The 17,203-nt window shown below is 68.9% G+C and carries 15 protein-coding genes; 4 read left to right on the forward strand and 11 right to left on the reverse strand.

Features of this window, described 5'->3' with window-relative positions:
* Positions 1–126 precede the first annotated feature (126 nt).
* Positions 127–3,198 carry a multidrug efflux RND transporter permease subunit gene (locus BLR75_RS15015; protein ID WP_084311437.1) on the reverse strand — a complete coding sequence of 1,024 codons (3,072 nt, stop codon included), beginning with the start codon at positions 3,196–3,198 and terminating at the stop codon, positions 127–129.
* 14 nt (positions 3,199–3,212) lie between these two features.
* Positions 3,213–4,370: an efflux RND transporter periplasmic adaptor subunit gene (locus BLR75_RS15020; RefSeq protein ID WP_084311414.1), complete on the reverse strand. Its 1,158-nt coding sequence runs from the start codon at positions 4,368–4,370 to the stop codon at positions 3,213–3,215.
* 185 nt (positions 4,371–4,555) lie between these two features.
* On the opposite strand from BLR75_RS15020, the gene lapG reads away from it, so the two are divergent.
* From lapG to BLR75_RS15035, 3 genes are read left to right on the forward strand one after another with little or no spacing between them, the layout of a single operon-like run.
* The gene (lapG, locus tag BLR75_RS15025; protein ID WP_084311415.1) at positions 4,556–5,263 is read left to right on the forward strand and encodes a cysteine protease LapG; all 708 of its coding nucleotides are present in this window, start codon (positions 4,556–4,558) and stop codon (positions 5,261–5,263) included.
* A gap of 9 nt (positions 5,264–5,272) precedes the next feature.
* On the forward strand, positions 5,273–7,222 hold the full coding sequence (gene lapD, locus BLR75_RS15030) for a cyclic di-GMP receptor LapD (RefSeq protein WP_084311416.1): 1,950 nt from the start codon (positions 5,273–5,275) through the stop codon (positions 7,220–7,222).
* A 30-nt stretch (positions 7,223–7,252) separates the two neighbouring features.
* Positions 7,253–8,077 (forward strand): SDR family oxidoreductase, encoded by an 825-nt coding sequence (locus BLR75_RS15035; RefSeq protein WP_084311417.1) that lies wholly within the window; start codon positions 7,253–7,255, stop codon positions 8,075–8,077.
* A gap of 229 nt (positions 8,078–8,306) precedes the next feature.
* Here BLR75_RS15035 and BLR75_RS15040 read toward each other — a convergent pair whose 3' ends face one another.
* The 8 genes from BLR75_RS15040 to BLR75_RS15075 form a co-directional block, all read right to left on the reverse strand.
* A complete protein-coding gene (locus BLR75_RS15040; RefSeq protein WP_084311418.1) occupies positions 8,307–8,825 on the reverse strand; it encodes a hypothetical protein in 519 nt (172 codons plus the stop codon).
* A 137-nt stretch (positions 8,826–8,962) separates the two neighbouring features.
* Positions 8,963–9,619 carry a hypothetical protein gene (locus BLR75_RS15045; protein WP_084311419.1) on the reverse strand — a complete coding sequence of 219 codons (657 nt, stop codon included), beginning with the start codon at positions 9,617–9,619 and terminating at the stop codon, positions 8,963–8,965.
* On the reverse strand, positions 9,616–10,188 hold the full coding sequence (locus BLR75_RS15050) for an RNA polymerase sigma factor (protein WP_090416089.1): 573 nt from the start codon (positions 10,186–10,188) through the stop codon (positions 9,616–9,618). The genes BLR75_RS15045 and BLR75_RS15050 overlap by 4 nt, the downstream gene beginning before the upstream one ends.
* A gap of 16 nt (positions 10,189–10,204) precedes the next feature.
* Positions 10,205–11,902: a vWA domain-containing protein gene (locus BLR75_RS15055; protein WP_084311421.1), complete on the reverse strand. Its 1,698-nt coding sequence runs from the start codon at positions 11,900–11,902 to the stop codon at positions 10,205–10,207.
* A gap of 163 nt (positions 11,903–12,065) precedes the next feature.
* A complete protein-coding gene (locus BLR75_RS15060; RefSeq protein ID WP_084311422.1) occupies positions 12,066–13,505 on the reverse strand; it encodes an aminotransferase-like domain-containing protein in 1,440 nt (479 codons plus the stop codon).
* 185 nt (positions 13,506–13,690) lie between these two features.
* Entirely contained in the window at positions 13,691–14,488 is a 798-nt protein-coding gene (locus BLR75_RS15065; protein ID WP_371858120.1) for an OmpA family protein, read from the reverse strand.
* A 14-nt stretch (positions 14,489–14,502) separates the two neighbouring features.
* A complete protein-coding gene (locus tag BLR75_RS15070) occupies positions 14,503–14,847 on the reverse strand; it encodes a DUF4398 domain-containing protein (RefSeq protein WP_084311424.1) in 345 nt (114 codons plus the stop codon).
* Positions 14,848–14,874: 27 nt separating this feature from the next.
* A complete protein-coding gene (locus BLR75_RS15075; protein WP_084311425.1) occupies positions 14,875–15,699 on the reverse strand; it encodes a substrate-binding periplasmic protein in 825 nt (274 codons plus the stop codon).
* A 118-nt stretch (positions 15,700–15,817) separates the two neighbouring features.
* Here BLR75_RS15075 and BLR75_RS15080 point away from each other — a divergent pair, with 118 nt between their 5' ends.
* Complete coding sequence (locus BLR75_RS15080) at positions 15,818–16,747, forward strand: alpha/beta fold hydrolase (RefSeq protein ID WP_084311426.1); 930 nt, start codon at positions 15,818–15,820, stop codon at positions 16,745–16,747.
* 48 nt (positions 16,748–16,795) lie between these two features.
* Here the strand turns inward: BLR75_RS15080 and BLR75_RS15085 are convergent.
* Positions 16,796–17,203, reverse strand: a 408-nt coding sequence (locus tag BLR75_RS15085) for an electron transfer flavoprotein subunit alpha/FixB family protein (protein WP_217633612.1), incomplete at its 5' end; no start/stop codon positions are given.

Consider the following 17,203-nt stretch of genomic DNA (forward strand, 5'->3'; position numbering starts at 1 on the left):
CCTACGCGCAAAGCCCACCTGTAGGAGCGGGCCATGCCCGCGACCCTCCGCCATTGTCGCGCGCATGGCGCGCTTGTATGGCGTCCGTGCACCGCATGAACGCCTCGTTCGCGAGCAAGCTCGCTCCTACGGGGTCGGTTCCTCCACCGGCGCCTGCTGTCCCCGATGGAACACCCGGTCCAGCGCCAGGTACACCACCGGCGTGCTGAACAGCGTCAGCATCTGGCTCACCAGCAGTCCGCCGAATACCGCGATGCCCAGCGGCTGGCGCAGTTCCGAGCCGGTGCCGAAGCCGATCATCAGCGGAATCGCCCCGAGCATGGCCGCCAGGGTGGTCATCATGATCGGCCGGAAGCGCGCCAGGCAGGCCTCGCGGATCGCCTCGGGCGGCGCCAGACCGCGCTGGCGCTGGGCGGCCAGGGCGAAGTCGATCATCAGGATGCCGTTCTTCTTGACGATGCCGATCAGCAGCACGATGCCGATCAGCGCCATCACCGAGAATTCCTGCCCCCAGGCCCAGAGCATCAGCACCGCGCCGATCCCCGCCGAAGGCAGCGTGGACAGGATGGTCAGCGGGTGCACGAAGCTCTCGTAGAGCACGCCGAGGATGATGTACACCGCCACCAGCGCGGCGAGGATCAGCAGCGGCTGGGTCGCCAGCGCGCTCTGGAAGGCCCGCGCGGTGCCCTGGAAGGTGCCCATGATGCTGGACGGCATGCCGATCTCCTGCTGCACCCGTTCCACCAGCTTCACCGCCTCGCCCAGCGGCATGCCTGTGGCCAGGTTGAACGACAGGTTCACCGCCGGCAGCATGCCGTTGTGGTTGATCAGCAGCGGCCCGGAGCGCGCCGGCGTGACCCGGGCGATGGCCGACAGCGGGACCATCTCGCCGGTCAGCGGCGAACGCAGGTGGAACCACTCCAGGCTCTCCGCCCGCCCGCGCTGGCGCGGGTCCAGTTCGAGGATCACCTTGTACTGGCTGACCTCGGTCTGGTACTCGCCGACCTGGCGCTGGCCAAAGGCGTCGTAGAGGGTCTGGCTGACATCCTCGGCGTTCAGGCCGAAGCGCGCCGCCGCCACCCGGTCGATGTCCAGCGCGGTGACGCTGGCGCCCACCTGCAGGTCGTTGGAAACGTCGCGCAGGCCCGGCTCGTCCTTCAGCCGCTCGGTCAGGCGCTGCGCCCACAGCGCCAGCCGGGTGCTGTCGTTGCTGCGCAGGGCGTACTGGTAGAGGGTGCGCACCGGGCCGGTGCTGAGGTTGATGTCCTGCCCCGCGCGCAGGTAGAGGACGATGCCCGGCACCCTGGCCAGTTGCGGGCGCAGCCGGTCGATGAACTCGCCCACCGAGGCGTCGCGGTCGCGGCGGTCCTTGAGGACGATCCAGAAGCGCCCGTTGGCCAGGGTCTGGCTGCCGCCGGTGACGCCGATGGCGTGGTTGTAGCTGAGCACCGCCGGATCGCGGGCGACGATTTCCGCCAGTTGCCGGTGCTTCTCCTGCATGTCCGAGTAGGACACGTCCTCGGCGGCCTGGCTGGTGCCGAACACGAACGCCGTGTCCTGCAGCGGGAAGAAGCCCTTGGGGATGCCGACGTAGCCCGCCACCGCGAGCGCCACGGTGAGGCCGAAGCCGACCAGCACCAGCCGCTGGTGGCCCAGCGACCAGTCCAGCGCACGCTCGTAGCCGGCCAGCAGCCAGCCGTTCAGGCCGCGCCGGTCATGGCCGGGCGGGCTGCCCATGAAGCGCGAGGCGAGCATCGGCGCCAGGGTCAGCGCCGCCAGCACCGAGATCAGGATCGCCACCGTCACGCTGAGGGCGAACTCGCGGAACAGCCGGCCGACGATGCCGCCCATGAACAGCAGCGGAATGAACGCGGCGATCAGCGAGAAGCTGATGGAAATCACCGTGAAGCCGATTTCCGCCGCGCCCTGCAGCGCCGCCTCCAGCCGCGACTGGCCGCGCTCCAGGTGGCGATGGATGTTCTCCACCACCACGATGGCGTCGTCGACGATGAAGCCGACCGCGATGATCAGCGCCACCAGGGTCAGGTTGTTGAGGGTGAAGCCGAGCAGGTACATCGCCGCGAAACTGGCGGAGAGCGATACCGCCAGCACCGTGGCGACGATCAGGGTGGCGGACAGCTGGCGGAGGAACAGCCCCATCACCAGGATCACCAGGGCGATGCTGACCAGCAGGGTCAGCTCCACCTCGTGCAGCGAGGCGCGGATGGTCCGCGTGCGGTCGTTGAGCACGTCCACCTCGACGCTCGCCGGGAGCATCTCGCGCAGGCGCGGCAGGGCCGCCTGGATGGCGTCGGACACCTCGACGATGTTCGCCCCCGGCTGGCGCAGCACCACCAGCGCCACGCCCGGCTGGCCGTTGGGCCAGGACTTCACGTAGTCGTCCTCGGGAGCGGAGACGATGCGCGCCACGTCCCGGAGGAACACCGGCGCGCCCTCGCGATAGGCGACCACCAGATGGTCGTACTCGGCCGGGCTGAACAGCTGGTCGTTGGCCGCCAGGGTGGACACCCTGCCCTCGCCGAACAGCGCGCCCTTGGCCAGGTTGATGCTCGCCGCCTGCAGCGACTGGCGCAGGTCGGCGAGGGTCAGGCGGTAGGCGGCGAGCTTCTCCGGCTGCGCCTGGATGCGGATCGCCGGACGCTGCAGGCCGGCCAGGAAGATCTGCCCCACGCCGCGGATCTGGCTGAGCTGGCGGGCCAGCAACACCTCCGCGTAATCGCTCAGCTCGATCAGCGGCATCATCCTGGAGTTGACCCGCAGGATCATCACCGGGCTCTCCGCCGGGTTGATCTTGCGCCAGGTCGGCAGGTTCGGCATGTCCGCCGGCAGGCGTCCGGCGGCGGCGTTGATCGCGGCCTGGACTTCCTGGGCGGCGACGTCGATGTCCTTCTCCAGGTCGAACTGCAGGGTCAGGTTGGTGGAGCCGAGGGCGCTGGTGGAGACCATCTCGCTGATCCCGGGGATGGCGCTGAACTGCACCTCCAGCGGCGTCGCCACCGACGAGGCCATGGTTTCCGGGCTGGCCCCGGGCAGCAGGGCGTTGATCTGGATGGTCGGGAAATCCACCTGCGGCAGCGGCGCCACGCCAAGGCGGAGAAAGGCCAGCAGGCCCAGCAGCAGCGAGGCGATGGTGAGCAGCACGGTGGCGATCGGATGGCGCACGCACCAGCCGGACATGCCGATCCGCGCGTTCACGGCTGCGGCCTCTGCCCGGCCAGCGCCTGCGGCCCGCCGACGACCTCGACCCGTGCACCCGGCGTCAACCGCGAATGGCCGTCCAGCACCACCTGGTCGCCCGCCGCCAGGCCCTCGACCACGCTGAGACCATCGACTTCCTGCACCACCCGCACCGGCACCGCCTCGACCCGGTCATCCTCCAGGCGATAGACGAAATTGCCCTCCAGCCCCCGGCGCACCGCCTTGCTCGGCAGCACCAGGCGGCCGCTGAGGATGCCGGCCTGCAGGCTGACGGCGACGAACTGCCCCGGCCACAGCCGCGATTCGGCGTTGTCGAACAGCGCACGCACGCGGATGGTGCCGGTGGAACTGGCGACCTGGTTGTCCAGGCTCTGCAGCCGCCCCTCCGCCAGCAACTGGCCGCCGTCGCGGGTGTAGGCGCTCACCGGCGTGGCGCCGCCAATCAGCGGATGCAGCAGCGGCAGGTTTTCCTGCGGCAGGGAGAACACCACCGAGATCGGCGAAATCTGCGTCACGCTGAACAGCCCGGTGGCGTCGCCGACCCGCAGCAGGTTGCCGGGATCGACGTTGCGGATGCCCACCCGGCCGTTCACCGGCGAGGTGATGCGCGTATAGGACAGGCGCACCCGCTCGGCGTCGATCAGCGCCTGGTTGGATTTCAGCGTGGCGCGCAGCTGGGCGGCCTGGGCTTCCTGCTGGTCGAGTGTCTGCTTGGACACGGCACGGTCGGCATACAGCAGGCGGTAGCGCCGCAGGTCCTGCTCGACTATGCGCAGCTGCGCCTCGCTGTTCAGGCGCGACGCCTCGGCCTGGGCGATGGCGGCGGAAATCGCACGGTCGTCGATGGTCGCCAGCAGTTCGCCCTGTTTGACCAGTTCCCCCTCCTCCACCAGCACCCGGGTCAGCACGCCATCCACCTGGGTGCGCACCACCACGTTGTGCAGCGAGGTGACGGTGCCTATGCCGGACAACCGCTGGGCGACGTCCTGCCGCTCCACCCGCGCCAGCACCACCGGCACGCCGGGCGCCACCGCGGATGCCTGGGGCCGCGCCGGCTCACGCGCCAGCAGCCAGAAGGCCGTAGCTCCGACCACCGCCAGAAGCACCGCCAACGCCAGCCATCCCGCCTTGCCGATCCGCACACTGCGCATCCGTCCGACCTCGCCGAGTCCTTTTCCTGCACGCCGCAACCGAAAAAGTATTCCCCTTTATAGGCCGATCGACGCTGGCCGCGGATATTCCTGACATACAAACCTGTCAGTTTTCGTTTCAACCCCAACTGGCGCACCGCCCGAGCCTCCCTTAGGCTTCAGGAAGTCCCCGCGGAGCCCTGGCGATGCAGCCATTACAAGGAGCGTGCCGACTGTATCCCGCGCCGCCACGCGCCTGGGCGGCGCTGCTGCTGCCGTTGTTCCTCGCCGCGTTCGGCGGCGTGCTGGCCAACTGGAAATTCGACGAAATCCTCGCCCGGGCCGAACGCACCTACGGCAACCTCGGCGACGCCCGCCAGCGCATCGCCGACTGGGGGCGCCTGCTCGACGCCAGCCGCGACCTCGACGAAAGCGCCCGGCTGCAGGCGGTGAACGCCTTCTTCAACCGCAGCCTGCTGTTCGCCAGCGACCGCCAGGTCTGGGGCCAGGAGGAATACTGGGCGACGCCGCTGGAGACGCTGTACAAGGGCGCCGGCGACTGCGAGGACTATTCCATCGCCAAGTACGTGACCCTGCGCCAGCTCGGCGTCTCCAGCGACCGGCTGCGCATCACCTACGTCAAGGCACTGCGGCAGAACCAGGCGCACATGGTGCTGGCCTACTACCCCACGCCCAGCGCCGATCCACTGGTACTGGACAACCTCGATCCGGAAATCCGTCCCGCCTCGCAGCGCAGCGACCTGCTGCCGGTCTACGCCTTCAACACCGAGGGGGTCTGGCTGCCCGGCCCCGGCGGCGGGCGGCGCAGCGGCAACAGCAAGCAGCTGTCGCGCTGGCAGGATCTGCTGGCCCACATGCGCGCCGAGGGCCTGCCCCTCGAGCAGGCGCGCTAGGAGCGCCCCATGTCCCTGATCAAACAGCTGTTCCTCGCCATCTGCCTGTTCCTCGTGGCGGCCTTCGCCGGCAGTTTCGTCAGCAGCGTGGAAAGCTCCCGCGAGCAGTCGATCAGCCAGTTGCGCTCCCACGCCCAGGACGCCGCCACCGCGCTCGGCCTGTCGCTGACGCCCTACGTCGACGACCCGGCGATGACCGAGCTGATGGTCAGCTCGATCTTCGACAGCGGCTACTTCGCCAGCATCCGCGTGGTGCGCATCGCCGACAGCAGCGTGCTGGTGGAACGCCACAGCGACGGCGGCGACGACCGGGTGCCGGACTGGTTCGCCAGGCTGGTCGACCTGCGCACCCAGGGCGGCGACGCGCTGATCATGCGCGGCTGGGAGCAGGCGGCGCGGGTCGAGGTGGCCAGCCATCCGCGCTTCGCCCTGCAGCGGCTGTGGGATGGCGCCCTCGGCAGCCTGGCCTGGCTGCTCGGCTGCGGCGTTCTCAGCGCCCTGCTCGGCGGCTGGCTGCTGCGCACCCAGCTGCGCCCGCTGGAACAGATGGAACAGCAGGCCCGCGCAATCAGCCGCCGCGAATTCTTCACCCTGGCGAAGGAGCCGCGCACGCCGGAACTGCGCCGCGTGGTGCAGGCCATGAACCAGATGGTCGACAAGCTCAAGGCGCTGTTCGCCGAGCAGGCCGCGCACAGCGAGCGGCTGCGCGAGGAGGCCTATCACGACGCCCTCTCCGGCCTGGCCAACCGGCGCCTGTTCGACGCCCGCCTGGACGCGCAACTGCTGCCCTCGGAACAGAACGCCGCCGGCTATCTCCTGCTGCTGCGCCTGCACGATCTCGGCGGGCTCAACCAGCGTTTCGGCGGCCGGCATGTCGACGCGCTGATCCGCGAGGTCGCCGAAGTTCTCCGGCAAGCCCAGCAGCAGCGCGGCACGCCCGAGTGGCTGGCAGCGCGCAGCCGCGGCGGCGAATTCACCCTGCTCGCCCCCGGCCTGCAGGCAGCCGAGGCGGAGGCGCTGGCGGAGGACCTCTGCGCGCAGCTGGACAACCTGCAGCGCACCGGCGCCAGCGACCGCACACCGCCGGCGCACCTCGGCCTCGCAGCCTTCCGTCCCGGCGAAACCCGGGAAGCCATCCTCGACCGCGCCGACCAGGCGCTGGCCCAGGCCGAGAGCCTGGCGGAACGCCCCTGGCGATGGCTGGACAACGGCGCCGGCCAGCCCGCCCTGGACAGCCACGCCTGGCACGCCCGCCTCGACGACGCCCTGCAGCACGGCAAGCTGCAGCTGTGGCTGCAGCCGGTGCGCGAATGCGCCGTCGATGGCGCGCTGCTGCAGCGCAAGGCGCTCGCCCGTCTGCCCGGGGAGAACGGCGAAACCCTCGGCGCCGGACAGTTCCTGCCGTGGATCGGGCGCTTCGGCTGGGCCGCGCGGCTGGACCTGGCGATGCTCGAGCTCTGCCTCGCCCATCTCGCCCGGCAACCCGAGCCGCTGGCGCTGAGCCTGTCCGCCGCCAGCGTGCGCACGCCGCAGCACCTGGAACGCCTGCTCGGCCTGCTCAGGGCCCGCCCGCAACTGGCGCGCCTGCTCACCCTGGAACTGGACGAGCACCATCTGCCGCCACCCGCCGAACTGGAAGGCCTGGCCCGCGCGGTGCACGACACCGGCGCCGGCCTCGCCCTGCAGCATTTCGGCGGGCGCTTCAGCCTGATCGGCAACCTCACCCGCCTCGGCCTGGCCTACCTGAAGATCGACGGCAGCTATATTCGCTGCATCGACCAGGAAGACGACAAGCGCCTGTTCATCGAGGCGGTGTTCCGCGCCAGCAACAGCATCGACCTGCCGCTGATCGCCGAGATGGTGGAAAGCGAGGGCGAACTGCGCGTGCTGCGCGAGATGGGCATCCACGGCGCCATGGGGCGGGTCATAGGCCCGCCGCAACCGCCGGATGCGACCTGACCAATCACCCCGACAGACCCAGGAGTTCCCATGTCCCTGCAAGGCAAGACCCTGTTCATCACCGGCGCCAGCCGCGGCATCGGCCGCGAGATCGCCCTGCGCGCGGCGCGCGACGGCGCCAACGTGGTCATCGCGGCGAAGAGCGCCGAGCCGCATCCCAAGCTGCCCGGCACCATCCACAGCGTCGCCGCGGAAGTCGAGGCCGCCGGCGGCAAGGCCCTCGCCCTGCAGCTGGATGTGCGCGACGAGAACGCCGTCGCCGCCGCCATGGCCCAGGCCGCGGCATGCTTCGGCGGAATCGACGCACTGGTGAACAACGCCGGGGCGATCAGGCTGGTCGGCGTCGAGCAGCTCAAGCCGTCGCGCTTCGACCTGATGCACCAGATCAACACCCGCGCCGTGCTGGTCTGCAGCCAGGCCGCGCTGCCCTACCTGAAGCAGAGCGGCAACGGCCACATCCTCAGCCTGTCGCCGCCGATCAACCTGGCGAGCAAGTGGTTCGCCCAGTACGGCCCCTACACCGTGACCAAGTACGGCATGAGCATGCTCACCCTGGGCATGCACGAGGAATTCGCCAAGTACGGGATCAGTGTCAACTCGCTGTGGCCGCGAACCATCATCGCCACCGCTGCCATCGAGTTCGAGGTGGGCGGCAGCGCCATGCTCAGGCAGGCCCGCACCCCGGCGATCATGGCCGACGCCGCCCACGCCATCCTCTGCAGCGGCGGGCGCAGCATCAGCGGGCGGCTGCTGATCGACGAGGAAGTGCTGCGGGAACAGGGGCAGAGCGAATTCGAGCAGTACCGGGTCGATCCGACGGCGGGGCCGTTGTTGCCCGATCTGTATCTCGATTGAATGCAATGGGCCGAGGTCCCGTAGGGTGGATCAGTTCCACCGATCCACCACGGCCGCGCATGCGGCCCCGCAAGGGTGGATGAAAAAAACCTCATCCACCCTACGTTTCTGGCGTTGCGGCTCTGTGTAGGGCGCATGACGCGCCAGCGTCATCCGCCGCAACCCCGGCACGTACCCGATCGGCGGATGAAGCGTTCCGCTTCATTCGCCCTACGCCAGACTTCGGCTACTAGCGGCGGAACTCGAACTGCAGTTCGGCCCCGTCCACCGTCTCCCAGTAGTCGTCGTCCTGGCCCGCGCGGTCCTTGTGCAGGAGCTTGCCGTTGAGCTGGAACGGGCTCTCGCTCGACCTGTCGATGAACATCGGCGGCAGCAGGCGCTTTTCCGGCACGCTGTCGGGCGCCTTGTCCGGGAACAGGTCGGCCATCAGCTCATGGGGCAGGCGCAGGTCCACCGGCGGTTGCGGCACCGGGGTCGCATGGGGCTTGCGGGGCGTGCGCGCGGCCAGCGGGGCGGCGGGCTGCGTCGCCTTTTCCTTGCTGGCGGGCGGCTCGGTCGCTGCCTGCGGCTTCGCCGGCGCGGCCACGGGAGCGGTCGAAGCCTGAGCGGCGGCTGGAGGAACGCCGGGCTCCGGCAGCGCCGGTGTACTGACCGGCCTGGGCGGCGGCGATGGTGCCTGCGCCTCGTCGCCACAGGCGCTGAGGAGGAGCGGCAGGCACAGCAGGATGGCGAGGCGACGGAGCATCATGGGCGGGCTGCAGGAAAAATCGCGCAATCGTGGCGCGAGTCGTGACACAACACAAGAGCCCTCCGGCGGCGGGGATCATCCGCCGATCGGATCCTTTCCAGCGTAACGGAGCGGCCTGCGGGGCAGGCCGCAATGGATCAAGGTTTCTCCTGCAGCCGGCGCAGCTCGGCGTCTATGTCCAGCCGCGGATAACGCCGCTGCAGCTCTTCCCGCAGCTGTTGCGCGGCATCGTCGCGGCCGTCCCGGTACAGCCCCTGCAAGCGCAGCAGGCTGGCCCGCGGCTCGGGCGCGGCGGCATCGGCCTTGGCGGCAGCCTGGGCCGGCGGTTCCTGGCGCAATGCAGGGACCCCCTGGGAACGGGCCTCGGCGCGGCGCTTGCCCAGCTCCGCCGCGGATTCGGCCTCGGTGCTCTGCGCTTCCTCCTCGAACAGATGCGTGTCGCCGATGGGCGCCGACGGCGCCAGGGCGGGCGCGGACCTGAGCGTCGGAGCATCGCTGGATGCCGGGGCGATCGCCGGGATCGCGGCGGGCGGGGCGTGCTCGAAGGTGCGCTGGGTCAGGCTCAGGCCGACGGCGAGGACCGCCACGCTGGCCAGCGCCACGCCCCAGCGATGCTGGTGGCCGGAGGCGGACAGCCAGTGCAGCAGGCGTTCGCGCCAGCCCGGACGCCGGTTCGATTGCGCGGCGGCTTTCGCGGCCGCCAGGATGCGCGCGTCGAGCTCGGCTGGCGGCTGTTCGTCGCTGTGCCGGCGGTAATGCTCGAGCAGCGCTTCGTCGTGCGGGTCGCGTTTCATGGATTCACCTCCATGGCGGCGGCCGGATCGGCCAGCAAGCGCCGCAGTTTCTGCAGGGCATAACGCAGACGGCTCTTCACCGTCTCGGCGGGCGTGCGGGTCAGTTCGGCGATCTCGCTCAGTTCCAGTTCGCCGTGGGCGCGCAGCAGGAACACTTCGCGCTGCTCGCCGGGCAGGGCCTCCAGCGCATCGCGTAGGCGCTGGCGGTCCTGGCTGAGGGCCAGTTGCCGCTCGGGCTCCTCGCCCTGCCCCGGCAGGGCATCGCCGTGCAGCTGTTCGTCGAATTCCTCGTGCAGCCCCTGCTGGCGGCCGTGCTTGCGCCAGTGGTCGATCAGGCGGTTGCGGGCGATCTGGTAGAGCCAGGTCTTGAAGCTCGCCCGCCCCGGCTCGCTGTCGCTGCGGATCAGGCTCAGCCAGGTTTCCTGGAACACTTCCTCGGCCTGCGCCTGGTCGCCGCACAGGCCGCAGAGGAAGCGGAACAGGCCGAGGCGATGGCGCGCGTAGAGCACGCCGAAGGCCTCGGCATCGCCTTGTCGGTAACGCCGCAGCAGGGCGGCGTCCTCATCCATGCCAACGCTGTTCACATCACTCCGTCCGTGCCTGGGTGGGAATCGGGGTCTGCAGGCTCTGCGCCAACTCGGCGAGCTGGACGAACTCAGCGCGCAGTCCGAACGGATCGTCGCCGCGCGCCGCCCGCGCCAGTTGCACAGTATCGCGCACACTGAAGGCGCCAGTGTAACGGCCGCCACGCAGCTGTTCGGCGAAAGCCGCCACCGCAGCGGCGAAGCGCAGATCGTCGCTGGCCTCGGCCAGGCTGGCGCGCTGCTCGGCGGCATGGATCGGCCGCTCGATCAACTTGCTCGCGCCGCCCTCCGGGGCCTGGTAGCGCACCCGCAGCAGCGCCAGTTCGTCGCTCTTGCCCTCGCTGCCCGGCTGCGCCGGCTGGTAGCGCAGGTCGTCCAGCCAGCCCTTGGCGCCGCGCGGGACGATTTCATAGAGCGCGGTGATCGTGTGCCCGGCGCCGATCTCGCCGGCATCGACCTGGTCGTTGTTGAAGTCCTCGCGCTTGAGCGCGCGGTTCTCGTAGCCGAGCAGGCGGTATTCGCTGACCGTCGCCGGGTTGAACTCCAGCTGGATCTTGACATTCTTCGCCAGCACCGCGAGGGTCGAGCTCAACTGTTCCACCAGCACCTTGCGCGCCTCGCGCAGGTTGTCGATGTAGGCGTAGTTGCCGTCGCCGGCATCGGCCAGTTGCTCCATCAGCCGCTCGTTGTAGTTGTCCACGCCGAAGCCGAGGGTGGTCAGGGAGACGCCGCTGCGGCGCTTCTCCGCAGCCATCTGCCTGAGGGTCTCGAAATCACTGATGCCGACGTTGAAGTCGCCGTCGGTGGCCAGCAGGATGCGGTTGATGCCGCCCTCGATGAAGCCCTTCTGCGCCATCTGGTAGGCCAGCTCGATGCCCGAGGCGCCGGCGGTGGCGCCGCCTGCGCTGAGCTGGTCGATGGCGGCGCGGATCTTCACCTTGTCGCGCCCGGAGGTCGGCTCCAGCACCACCCGCGATTCGCCGGCATAGACCACCAGGGCGACGCGGTCCTGCTCGCGCAACTGGTCCACCAGCAGCTTGAGGGTACTCTTCACCAGCGGCAGGCCCTCGCGGCGGTCCATCGATCCGGAAACGTCCACCAGGAACACCAGGTTGGCCGGCGCCAGCTGCGCGACGCTGCGCTCGGACGCCTTGATGCCGATGCGCAGCAGGCGCGTCTGCGGGTTCCACGGCGACGGCGCCAGCTCGGTGGTGATGCCGAACGGCGAATCATCGGCCGGCAGCGCGTAGTCGTAGGGGAAGTAGTTGACCATCTCCTCCAGCCGCACCGCGCCTTCCGGCGGCAGACGGCCTTCGTTGAGGATGCGCCGGACATTGGCGTAGCTGCCGGTGTCGACGTCGATGCTGAAGGTCGAAACCGGCGCCTCGGCCACGGCGTGCACGGGATTCTGCGGCAGGTTCCGGTACTGCTCGCGGGGCACGTCGCGGTAGCCGCCCGGCAGCGGTTCAGGTGTCACCGGCAACGCGTAGCTCTCCAGCATGGACGCGGCAGCCGGCACGGCGCGACGGGCCTCGGCCTTGGCGGCGACATCGGCAACCACGGCTGGGGTCACCACCGGCGCCTGGGCGGCGGTTTCCGGCTGTTGCTGGGTGGATTGGCCGCAGCCGCCGACGGCCAGCAGCAAGCCGATGGCGAAACCCTGGGCGATGGGACAAAGGGAGGTGACGGGAAGCGACATGGCGGCGGCCTCGGTGAAGGAGTCACACCTTCAGACGAGGCCGTCAGCCAAAACGGGTCAAACCGCTTTTCGTAGGAGCGAGCTTGCTCGCGAACGAACCCCGCAGCGGAGCCTGTTCGCGAGCAGGCTCGCTCCAACAAGAGCATCTCCCGGCCGAACGGCATCAGGCCGCGATCTGCTCCTCCTGGCAGAGCTGGCAGGCCAGCATGCCGAGGGTCATGATCGCCCGCTCGGCCTCGCGATTCCACGGGATGCCGCAGGTCAGGCGCAGGCAGTTGTTGAACTGCTCGGTGTTACTGAAGATCAGCCCCGGCGCGATGCTGATGCCCTGCTCCAGCGCGCGCACGTGCAGCTCCTTGGTATTCACCTTGGCCGGCAGGCTGACCCAGAGGATGAAGCCGCCCTTCGGCCGGGTCATCTGCGTGCCATCCGGGAAGTACTGCTGCACCGCCAGCTGGAAGGCGGTCATGTTCTTCCGGTACTCCTGGCGGATGTAGCGCAGGTGGCGGTCGTAGCCGCCGTTCTCCAGGTAGGCCGCCACGCCCATCTGCGTCACCGTGCAGGCCGAGTGGGTGGTGAAGGTCTGCAGGCGGCGGATTTCCTCCTGGTAGCGCTCGGCGATGATCCAGCCGATGCGCACCCCGGGGGAGATGGTCTTGGAGAAGCTCGAGCAGTACACCACCCTGCCCTCGCGGTCGTGGGCCTTGAGCGCCTTGGTCTGGCCCTGGTCGAACATCAGCTCGCCGTAGATGTCGTCCTCGATCACGCCGATGTTGTGCTCGGAAGTCAGCTTCAGCAGCTGCTTCTGGCGTTCCTCGGGAATGGTCCCGCCCAGCGGATTGCTCAGCCGCGCGGTCAACACCAGCGCCTTGATCGGCCACTGGTTGGCGGCCAGCTGCAGGGCCTCCAGGCTGATGCCGGTCAGCGGGTCGCTGGGAATCTCGATCACCTTGAGGCCGAGGATGTCGGCCAGTTGCAGCAGGCCGTAGTAGCTCGGCGACTCGGTGGCGATCAGGTCGCCGGGACGGGTCATCACCCGCAGCGCCATGTGGATCGCATCCACGCAGCCGTGGGTGATGGTCACCTGGGTCGGGTCGACCACCACGCCGGCATCGCGCATGCGGATCGCCACCTGGCGGCGCAGCGGCTCGTAGCCGGGGCTGAACATGTAGCTGAAGGCGCGCGGGCTGGAGAAGCGGGTGACCTTGGCCAGTTGCTGGTGCAGCGCGCGCACCGGCAGGTAGTCGACATGCGGCACCGCCGCGCCGAGCGGGAACACGCCTTCCCGGCGCGCTTCGGCCAGCACCTGGTTGATGATGCTGCTGCGGGTGACCAGTCCCGGCCGCTCGACCCGCGCGATGTCCGGCGTCGAGGCGGTCAGCGCCGGCGTGCGGTGCACGTAGAAGCCGGATTGCGGACGGGCGCGGATCAGCCCCTGGTCCTCGAGGGTCGCATAGGCTTGCAGAACAGTTGCGTGACTGACGTTGAGCTGGGTGCTCAGCTTGCGCACCGAGGGCACGCGCTCACCCGGCTGGTAGACGCCACGGCGGATGTCTTCGGCAAGTTGCTGGGCGATGCGTTGATATAGCAGCAGATTGGTCACGACAGCCGTCCCCCGGTCATTGAACCGAAACAGTATCGAAAAAGTGGAAACTGTTCCAGAACAGTAGCAGGGATTCTCCGTCGTACAGTTCCTGCCGACGGAATGCCGGTCTCCCAGGCACGAAAAAGCCCCGAACCTTGCGGTCCGGGGCTTCGTAACGTCAGCAAGAAGTGGGGCGGGAAGTATCAGCGCATGCTGCCGAGCTGCCCCTTGTCGTCGGAAAACACGATCTCGACCCGGCGATTCTGCGCACGTCCCAGGGACGAGGCGTTGTCCGCCACCGGATAGCCTTCGCCATAGCCCTGGACCTGGATGCGCCGGCTCTCGATGCCGAGGTCGATCAGCGCGTCGGCCACCGCCTGGGCGCGGTCGCGGGACAGTTGCAGGTTTTCCTGCGCATTGCCGGCACTGTCCGTGTAGCCCTCGATGCGGATCACCCGCCGCGGATTGAGCTGGAGGAACTGCACCAGCTTGAGCACGGTGCGGTTCGCCGCCGGCTTGAGGTAAGCCTCGCCGCTGTCGAACAGCACGTCGCCGAGGGTCAGCACCAGGCCGCGCTCGGTTTCGTTGGTCGCCAGGCTGACCATCTGTTCTTCCAGCCAGCGGCTCTGCTGCTGCACGCTGAGCAGGCGCGCCTCGCGCATGGCCAGCTGCAGCCGCTCGCGCTCCATCTGCAGCTTCGCCAGGCGCTCCTGGTTGAGCGCGAGGTTGCTGTGCTCGCGGGCGATCTCGCTGTAACGCTGGCTGAGATAGGCGTACTGCAGCACGTCGCCACCGCTGCCCCAGTAGCTGGACAGACGCTCGGCGCGCCCCAGCGATTCGCCGGCGCGGATCACGTCCTTGGGCGCGCTGCGCAGCACGTTGGAATCCTCCTTGACCGACTGGAACTGGGAGCGTGCCTGTTCCAGCGCCTGCTCGCTCTGCTGCGAGGCGGCGCAACCGGCCAGTGCCAGAGGTGCGAGCAGGGCCACCAGGCGCAGCATCATCGGAGCGGACTTCATTGCACCTCTCCCAGCTGCTTGCGCAGGCGATTGATGCTCTTGCTCTGTTCGGCGAGCTGTTCGGCGCTCTTGCGGGTCAGCACCTTCGCTTCGGCCAGGCGGGCGTCCAGTTCGGCCTGCTCGGCGAGTTGCCGGGCCTGCTTGTTCTCCTCTGCGGAGAGCGCAGCCTGGGCCGCCTGGTACTTGTCTTCGGCCAGCTTCAGCTCGGCCAGCTCATCGGTCGCACCGACTGCCCTGGCCTGTTCCAGGGCCTGCTCGGCCAGGCGCATCTGCTCGCCCGGCAGCGGGTCGTTCGTCGCGCAGCCCGCCAGGGTCAGCACGGCGAGACCGGCGACCATCATCCATCGATCGATCACGAATCTGTTGTCCTACTGGGTGGGAATGCCGCCCGGCTGCAACTGCTGGGCCTTCCAGCGCGCCAGGTTGTCCTCGAGCAAGCGCTGCGGGACGCCTGCGGCGGTCAATTCTGTCATTTTTTTCGCCAGCTGTCCGCGCAGCCAGGGCGTGTTGCAGGCGGAGTCATGCGCCAGCGCGAGGTACAGACCATCGCTGGCGACCGGCGGTTCCAGCACCTGCACGTCGTTCAGCATGCCCAGGGTGTCGAGCGCCGCCAGGGCCGGGTAATAGGGATGGATCAGGTAGTCGGAGCGGCCGAGCAGCAGTTGCTGGAAGGCCTGCGCCAGGCTCGGCACACGCTCCAGGGTCAGTTGCCGGGAGAAGGCGTCGAAGCCGGGGCCGAGATTCTGGCTGGTCAGGGCCACGCCCTTGCGGCCGATCAGGTCCTCCGGCCGGGTGGTGGGAAAAGCGGCATCCTTGCGCACCCATATGGAGCTGCCTGCGGCAAGGAACGCCGGATGCACGTAGTCCATGCGCTCCAGGCGGTCGGTAGTGAGGAAGGCGCCGCTGAACAGGTCGAAGCGGCCGCTGCGCGCCTCGTCCTCGGCATGCAGCCGAGACCCGGCGTAGAGCACGCGGATTTCCACGCCGATGGCCTTGCCGATGCGTTCCAGCAGGTCGGCCTCGGCACCGATCAGGCGTTCCGGATGGGCCGGGTCGCGCCAGAGGTAGGGCGGATCGTCCGGGCTGCCGGTGGCGACCAGGCTCTCGCACTTGCCGGCCGCCTGTGCGCAGAACGGCAGCGCCAGGCAAGCCAGCAGGAGCAGCGGGCGAAGCGGGAGAAAAGCGTCGGGCATCGGATTGCCTCGTTCAGCGGATGGGCCGGACAGGCCGGAAACGCGCCATACTAGCGCACGGCCGCGCCGGGTGTATCCCCGCGCCGCGCCCGGCTCGCCCTCACGACAAGGACACTTCATGAAGAAAGCCCTGCTCGGCCTGATCCTGCTGCTCGCCGCTGCCGCCGGCATCCTGTATTTCTCCCCCGCCACCCTCCTCGCCGGCACGCAACTGATCGAGCGCGCCCGCGCCGGCCTCGCCGAGAAGACCCAGCAGGTCGACGATCTGGACATCCACTATTACGAGGGCGGCCCGCAGGATGGACAGGTCGTGCTGCTGGTGCATGGCTTCGGCGCCGACAAGGACAACTGGCCGCGCTTCGCCCGCCACCTGACCGACCGCTACCGGGTGATCGCGGTGGACCTGCCCGGCTTCGGCGACAGCAGCCGGCCGGACAACATCAGCTACGACGTCGGCTCCCAGGCCGAGCGGCTGGTGGACTTCGCCCGCGCCCTGGGCATCGGCAGGATGCACCTGGTCGGCAATTCCATGGGCGGGCAGATCGTCGCCGTGCTCGCCGCGCGGCATCCGGAGCAGGTGCTGTCCCTGGCGCTGTTCGACAACGCCGGCATCGACGCGCCGCGCAAGAGCGAGTTCATCCAGCGCATGGAGAAAGGCGAAAACCCGCTGATCCTGAGCAGGGCCGAGGATTTCCCGGCGTTGCTGGAGTTCGTCTTCGTCCAGCCTCCGGCGCTACCCGAGCGGCTGCAGCACTATCTCGGCGAACGCGCCGTGGAGCGCAGCGCGTTCAACCGCAAGGTGCTCGGCCAGTTGCTCGAACGCTATATCCCGCTGGAGCCGGAACTGCCGCGGATCACCGCACCGACCCTGCTGCTGTGGGGCGATCGCGACCGCCTGCTGGACGTTTCCAGCGTCGAGGTGATGAAGCCGCTGCTGCGCCGGCCGAGCGTGGTGATCATGCGCGATGTCGGCCACGTGCCGATGATCGAGCGCCCGGACGAGACCGCCCGGCATTACCTGGCCTTCCTCGACAGCCAGAGCCACTGAAAATGAAAAAGCCCGCATTGCGCGGGCTTTTTCCTGGGCGGGAGTGGCTCAGATAGCCGCTTCCAGCTCCGGAATGATCTGGAACAGATCACCGACCAGGCCGTAGTCGGCGACTTGGAAGATCGGAGCCTCTTCGTCCTTGTTGATCGCGACGATGACTTTCGAGTCCTTCATGCCGGCCAGGTGCTGGATGGCACCGGAGATGCCGACCGCGATGTACAGCTGCGGCGCGACGATCTTGCCGGTCTGGCCGACCTGCATGTCGTTCGGCACGAAGCCGGCGTCGACCGCGGCGCGGGACGCACCGACAGCGGCACCGAGCTTGTCCGCCAGGGAGTACAGCAGCTTGAAGTTGTCGCCGTTCTGCATGCCGCGGCCACCGGAGACCACGATCTTGGCGGCGGTCAGTTCCGGACGGTCGGACTTGGCCAGCTCTTCGCCGACGAAGGCGGACTT

This window comes from Pseudomonas jinjuensis, from assembly GCF_900103845.1.
GTDB classification, from domain to species: Bacteria; Pseudomonadota; Gammaproteobacteria; order Pseudomonadales; family Pseudomonadaceae; genus Pseudomonas; species Pseudomonas jinjuensis.